The 5,669-nt window shown below is 72.1% G+C and carries 4 protein-coding genes and 1 pseudogene; 2 read left to right on the top strand and 3 right to left on the bottom strand.

Going from position 1 to position 5,669, the window contains the following annotated elements:
* Positions 1 to 112 precede the first annotated feature (112 nt).
* From EAO70_RS24110 to EAO70_RS24100, 3 genes and pseudogenes are all read right to left on the bottom strand, one after another.
* Positions 113 to 271: pseudogene (locus EAO70_RS24110) on the bottom strand (helix-turn-helix domain-containing protein); the annotation flags it as partial.
* A gap of 186 nt (positions 272 to 457) precedes the next feature.
* Complete coding sequence (locus EAO70_RS24105; protein WP_148004876.1) at positions 458 to 2,248, bottom strand: ABC transporter permease/substrate binding protein; 1,791 nt, start codon at positions 2,246 to 2,248, stop codon at positions 458 to 460.
* Complete coding sequence (locus tag EAO70_RS24100) at positions 2,241 to 3,428, bottom strand: glycine betaine/L-proline ABC transporter ATP-binding protein (RefSeq protein WP_261993004.1); 1,188 nt, start codon at positions 3,426 to 3,428, stop codon at positions 2,241 to 2,243. Before EAO70_RS24100 ends, EAO70_RS24105 begins: the two co-directional genes overlap by 8 nt.
* 322 nt (positions 3,429 to 3,750) lie before the next feature.
* On the opposite strand from EAO70_RS24100, the gene EAO70_RS24095 reads away from it, so the two are divergent.
* Together EAO70_RS24095 and EAO70_RS24090 are read left to right on the top strand one after the other, a co-directional pair.
* On the top strand, positions 3,751 to 4,656 hold the full coding sequence (locus EAO70_RS24095; RefSeq protein ID WP_148005325.1) for a 5'-3' exonuclease: 906 nt from the start codon (positions 3,751 to 3,753) through the stop codon (positions 4,654 to 4,656).
* Between the two features lie 110 nt (positions 4,657 to 4,766).
* Positions 4,767 to 5,600 carry a siderophore-interacting protein gene (locus tag EAO70_RS24090; protein ID WP_148004875.1) on the top strand — a complete coding sequence of 278 codons (834 nt, stop codon included), beginning with the start codon at positions 4,767 to 4,769 and terminating at the stop codon, positions 5,598 to 5,600.
* The last annotated feature ends 69 nt before the right edge of the window (positions 5,601 to 5,669 follow it).

Raw genomic sequence — 5,669 nt, 5'->3', positions numbered from 1 at the left:
GGGTGGTCGCCGAACGTGTTCGGCGACCACCCCTTTTCGTCACGACGCGAAACCCCGCCCCAAAGCTGCGTAAGGTTCAGTTAACCGCCCGGTACGGGTACGCACGAGGCCCGAGGGAGCGGGAGCTGGGGCGGGCCCGGTCGTTCTCGACCTGGCTGAGGAAGGGCACGGACAGTCCGCTGCGCGAGGAGACGACGGCCAGCGTGAGCTGGAGCGCTCTGCGTCGCCTCTTGACGGCCGCGCCCACGCGGGGTGATTCCTTCTCGTCCATGTCGGCCCCCTCCCTCGTGCCTCGTGCGTACCCGTACCGGGCGGTTAACTGAACCTTACGCAGCTTTGGGGCGGGGTTTCGCGTCGTGACGAAAAGGGGTGGTCGCCGAACACGTTCGGCGACCACCCCTTTTCGGACAGGTATCGCTCACCTGTCACCACCGGCCGCCGGGGGCGGCCGCCGGTCCTACTGCGGCGTGAGCTTGTCGGCGAGGCCCGGGTTGTCGTCCAGCCAGGTGCGGACGGCCTCCTGCTCCTTGCCCTTGCCGGTCTTCTGGATGACGGCTTCGAGGTCGGTGAGCTGCTTCTCGGTGAGCTCGAAGTTCTTCAGCCAGCCGCCGACCTCGGGGTTCTCGGCGGAGAATCCCTTGCGGGCCAGGCTGTGGACGCCGTCGCCCTTGCCCCAGGAGCCCTTGGGGTCGGCGAGCTTCTTCAGGTCGTGCGCGGAGTAGGCCCAGTGCGGGGACCAGAGGGTCACCACGACCGGTTCCTTGCGCTCGTAGGCGCGCTTCAGCTCGGCGAGCATGCCGGGCGTGGAGCCGTCGACGACCTTGTACTCGCCCTGCAGGCCGTACTCCTTGAGGACCTTGTCCTTGAGGATGCCCATCATGCCGGCGCTGGGCTCGATGCCGACGATCCGGCCCTTGAACTGCCCGGACTTGCCCTTGAGGTCGGCGAGCGAGTCGACGCCCTTCACGTACGACGGGACGGACAGCTCCAGGGAGGTGGGGCCGTACCAGGAGCCGAGGTCCTCCAGCTTGTTCTTGTACTTCTCCCAGTACTGGGCGTGGGTGACGGGCAGCCAGGAGTCGGTCTGGAAGTCGAGCTGTCCGCCGGCCAGGCCGGTGTAGAGCGCGCCGGCCTCCAGCTGCTTGGTGTCGACCTCGTACCCGCGGCGCTCCAGGAGCTCCTTCCAGAGGAAGGTGGAGGCGATGCCCTCGTCCCACGGGATGTAGCCGATGCTGACCTTCTTGCCGTTGCCGGCGGTGGCCGAGCCCGCTCCGCCGAGGATGCCCGTGCCGCCGGCGACGAGGGCGAGGACGACGACGCCGACGAGCGCGGTGACGGGCTGCGGGCGGTGGGCCCACAGCTTCGCCCCGGGGCGCTTGGCGGCGAGCGCGGCGCGGGCCTTGGCGGCGGCGCGGCGGCCGAGCGGGGAGACCTGGCGGCCGAGGGCGCCGGTCATCCGGTCGAGGTACATGGCGAGGACGACGATGGAGACGCCCGCCTCGAAGCCGAGGCCGATGTCGACGTTGCCGATGGCGCGGTAGACGGCGCCGCCGAGCCCGCCGCCGCCGACCATGCCGGCGATGACGACCATCGAGAGGCCGAGCATGATGACCTGGTTGACGCCGGCCATGATCGTCGGCAGGGCCAGCGGCAGCTGCACGCGCAGCAGCGTGTTGCGGGGCGTGGTGCCGAACGCCTCGGCGGCCTCGACGAGTTCGCCGTCGACCTGCCGGATGCCCAGCTCGGTCATGCGGACGCCCGGGGGCAGCGCGAAGACGATGGTGGCGATGATGCCGGGGACGACGCCGACGCCGAAGAAGATGATGCCGGGGATGAGGTACACCATCGCCGGCATGGTCTGCATGAAGTCGAGGACCGGCCGGAGCACGGCGCTGACGTGCTTCGAGCGGGCCGCCCAGATGCCGAGAGGTACGGCGATCACGAGGGTGACCAGCGTCGCGACGAGGACCAGCGAGAGCGTCGCCATGGCCTCGTCCCACAGCTGGACGGAGTCGACGAGCACGAAGCCGGCGAAGGCGAGCACACCGGCGGCGAGCCCGCGCAGCCACCAGGCGACGACGGCGAGGATGCCGGCGAAGATCAGGGGCTGGGGCGCGGACAGGACGGCGTCGATGCCGTCGTAGAGGCCGGTGACACCGCTGCTGACGGCGTCGAAGAGCCAGGAGAACTGGGACTGGAGCCAGTCGACGGAGCTGTCGACCCAGTCGCCGAGGGGAAGCCTAGGCACGGGCGGTCAGCTCCTTCTGCGTCGTGGCGGCCGCGGTGTCGTCCGCGCGGCCCTTCGGGCCGGCGGGCCCGTCGTCCGCGGTGCCGCGGGGTGCGCCACCGGAGGCGGCGGGGCTTCCGGCGGGCGTGCCGTCCGAGTGGCCGGCGTCCCGTGCGCCCAGTCCGCCCATCACGGCGAGCAGCCGCTCCGCCGGTACGACTCCGAGGACGGTGCCGTCGGAGTCCTGGACGGTCACGGGGTGCGGGGCGCGGGCGGCCTCGGCGCACAGGTCGGCGACCAGCGTGTCCGGTCCGACGGGTCGGCAGGGGCAGCCGTCGGGGCACTCCGCGGGGGTGGCGCCCGCCGTCATGACGGCGGAGGCGGTGAGCACCCGGGAGCGGTCGACGTCCTGGATGAAGGAGGCGACGTAGTCGTCGGCGGGGCGGACCAGGATGTCCTCGGCGGTGCCGAGCTGCACGATCCTGCCGTCGCGCATGACGGCGATCCGGTCGCCGAGGCGCATCGCCTCGTTCAGGTCGTGGGTGATGAAGACGATGGTCTTCTTCAGCCGCTGCTGGAGCACGAGGAGCTGGTCCTGCATGTCGCGGCGGATCAGCGGGTCGAGCGCGCTGAAGGACTCGTCCATGAGGAGCAGGTCGGCGTCGGTCGCGAGGGCGCGGGCCAGGCCGACGCGCTGCTGCATGCCGCCGGAGAGCTCGTCGGGCCAGGACTTCTCCCAGCCGGCGAGGCCGCAGAGTTCCAGGGCCTCGGCGGCCCGGGACTCGCGCTCGGCACGCGGGACGCCCTGGACCTCCAGGCCGTACGCGGCGTTCTCCAGAACGTTTCGGTGCGGGAACAGAGCGAAGTGCTGGAAGACCATGCTGATCTTGGTGGAGCGCACCGCGCGCAGCTCGCGGGGCGACAGCGCGGTGAGGTCGCGCCCGTCGAAGAGGACCCGGCCGGCGGTGGGCTCCAGCAGGCCGTTGAGCATGCGGAGGAGGGTCGACTTGCCGGATCCGGAGAGGCCCATCACGACGAAGATCTGGCCGGGCTCCACGACGAAGCCGGCGTCCACGACGGCCGCCGTCGTTCCCTCGGCGCGCAGCTCGTCCCGGTCGGCGCCGGCCGCGAGCCGGCGGACGGCCTCCTCGGGTCGTCTGCCGAACACCTTGAACAGGTGGTCTGCCTGGAGCCTTGACACATGAACCTCACGGGTAGCAACGAAAAACGGCCCCCGCCACCCCCGCGCGGTAGGGCCGTGGAGCGGGCGGGATCGGCCCGCGGACCCGTCGCGTACGGGGATCCCTTTGTTGAATCCCGTACCGGGTTCCGCTCCGGGCTCGCGCCTGCCCGGGCCTTACACGATGCAAACGCAAAGGTGACGGGGGTCACGCGAGGGGATCAGGAACCGAAAGGGACGGGGGACGCGTCCGCGCGGAAGGTGGGTGATGGGCGGGTCGAACGTCCGGCCCGGGCCCGCGGGCGTCCCGAGGCCTAAAATCACGCGGGTGACTCGACGCCTGATGCTCCTGGACACCGCCAGCCTCTACTTCCGCGCCTACTTCGGCGTGCCGGACTCCGTCCGCGCCCCCGACGGCTCGCCCGTGAACGCCGTGCGCGGGCTCCTCGACTTCATCGGCCGCCTCGTGCAGGACCACCGGCCGGACGACCTCGTGGCCTGCTGGGACGACGACTGGCGCCCCCAGTGGCGGGTCGACCTGATCCCCTCGTACAAGGCGCACCGGGTGGCCGCGGAGGCGGAGACCGGCCCGGACGAGGAGGAGATCCCGGACACCCTGTCCCCGCAGGTGCCGGTGATCGAGGACGTCCTCGCCGCGCTCGGCATCGCCCGGATCGGGGCCGCGGGCTACGAGGCCGACGACGTGATCGGGACGCTCGCGGGCCGCGCCGCCGGGCCGGTGGACATCGTCACGGGCGACCGGGACCTCTTCCAGCTGGTGGACGACGCGCGGGGGGTACGCGTGCTGTACCCGCGCAAGGGCGTCGGCGACTGCGACCTGGTGGACGCGGAGCTGATCCGCACGAAGTACGGGGTGCGCCCCGACCAGTACGCGGACTTCGCGGCGCTGCGCGGCGACGCCAGCGACGGCCTCCCCGGCGTGAAGGGCATCGGCGAGAAGACGGCGGCGCAGCTCATCACGGAGTACGGGGACCTGGCGGGCGTACGGGCGGCTGCCGAGGACCGTACGTCGAAGCTGACGCCGGCCAAGCGGCGCGGCATCGTGGAGGCGGCGGCGTACCTTGACGTCGCCCCGACGGTGGTGCGGGTCGCCGGGGACGTACCGCTGCCGGAGTTCGACCCGACCCTGCCGAAGGCTCCCCGCGATCCGGCGGCGCTCGACGCCCTCGCGAAGCGCTGGGGCCTGGGCGGGGCGGTGGGCCGACTGCTGCCGGTCCTCGCGCACTGACGGAATCGGGCCACGCTGGGGCGACCACCCCCCGGGGTGCTAGCTTAGGCAAACCTAAGTAACCCGTACGTCGAGTCATGTCGAGTCATGTCGAGTCAGGAGAGCCACCCGTGGCGGAGCAGCCCCGCAAGGCACCGAAGGCCACCGAAGCGCGCGTGGTCCGCACCGAACGCATCACCCCGCACATGGTGCGGGTCGTCCTCGGCGGCCCCGGCCTCGACGCCTTCGAGGTCGGCGAGTACACCGACCACTACGTGAAGCTGCTCTTCGCCCCCGAGGGCGTCTCCTATCCGGAGCCGTTCGACATGGACCGGATCCGGGCGGAGTTCCCCCGGGAGGAGTGGCCGACCACGCGCACGTACACCGTGCGGGCCTGGGACCCGGTCCACCGCGAGCTGACCATCGACTTCGTCGTCCACGGCGACGAGGGGCTCGCGGGCCCGTGGGCGGGGCGGGCGCAGGCCGGCGAGACGGTGCGCTTCCTCGGCCCCGGCGGCGGCTACACGCCGGACCCGGCGGCCGACTGGCACCTCCTCGTGGGCGACGAGAGTGCGCTGCCGGCGATCGGGGCGGCCCTGGAGCGGCTGCCCTCGGACGCCCGGGTGCACGCGTTCGTGGAGGTCCCGGACGGCGACGAGGAGCAGAAGTTCGCGACGGCGCCCGGCGTCGACGTCACCTGGCTGCACCGCGGCGACCGCCCGGTGGGCGAGGCGCTCGTGGAGGCCGTGCAGGGACTGGACTTCCCCGCGGGTGACGTGCACGCCTTCGTCCACGGCGAGGCGGGCTTCGTGAAGGACCTCCGCCGCCATCTGCGACTGGACCGCGGGGTCCCGCGCGAGCGGCTGTCGATCTCGGGCTACTGGCGCCTGGGCAAGTCGGACGAGGCCTGGCGCGCGATCAAGCGCGAGTGGAACGACCAGGTGGAGCGCGAGCAGGAGAACTGAGGCACGGAGCCGGCGAACCGGCTCACCGTGCACACGGGGCCCGGGGGCAGAGCCCCCCGGGCCCCGCCC

The sequence above is a fragment of the Streptomyces sp. adm13(2018) genome, from assembly GCF_008042145.1.
In the GTDB taxonomy this organism is placed as follows: domain Bacteria; phylum Actinomycetota; class Actinomycetes; order Streptomycetales; family Streptomycetaceae; genus Streptomyces.
Note: the sequence above shows the minus strand (reverse complement) of the source record. Positions and strands in the feature narration are given on the sequence as shown.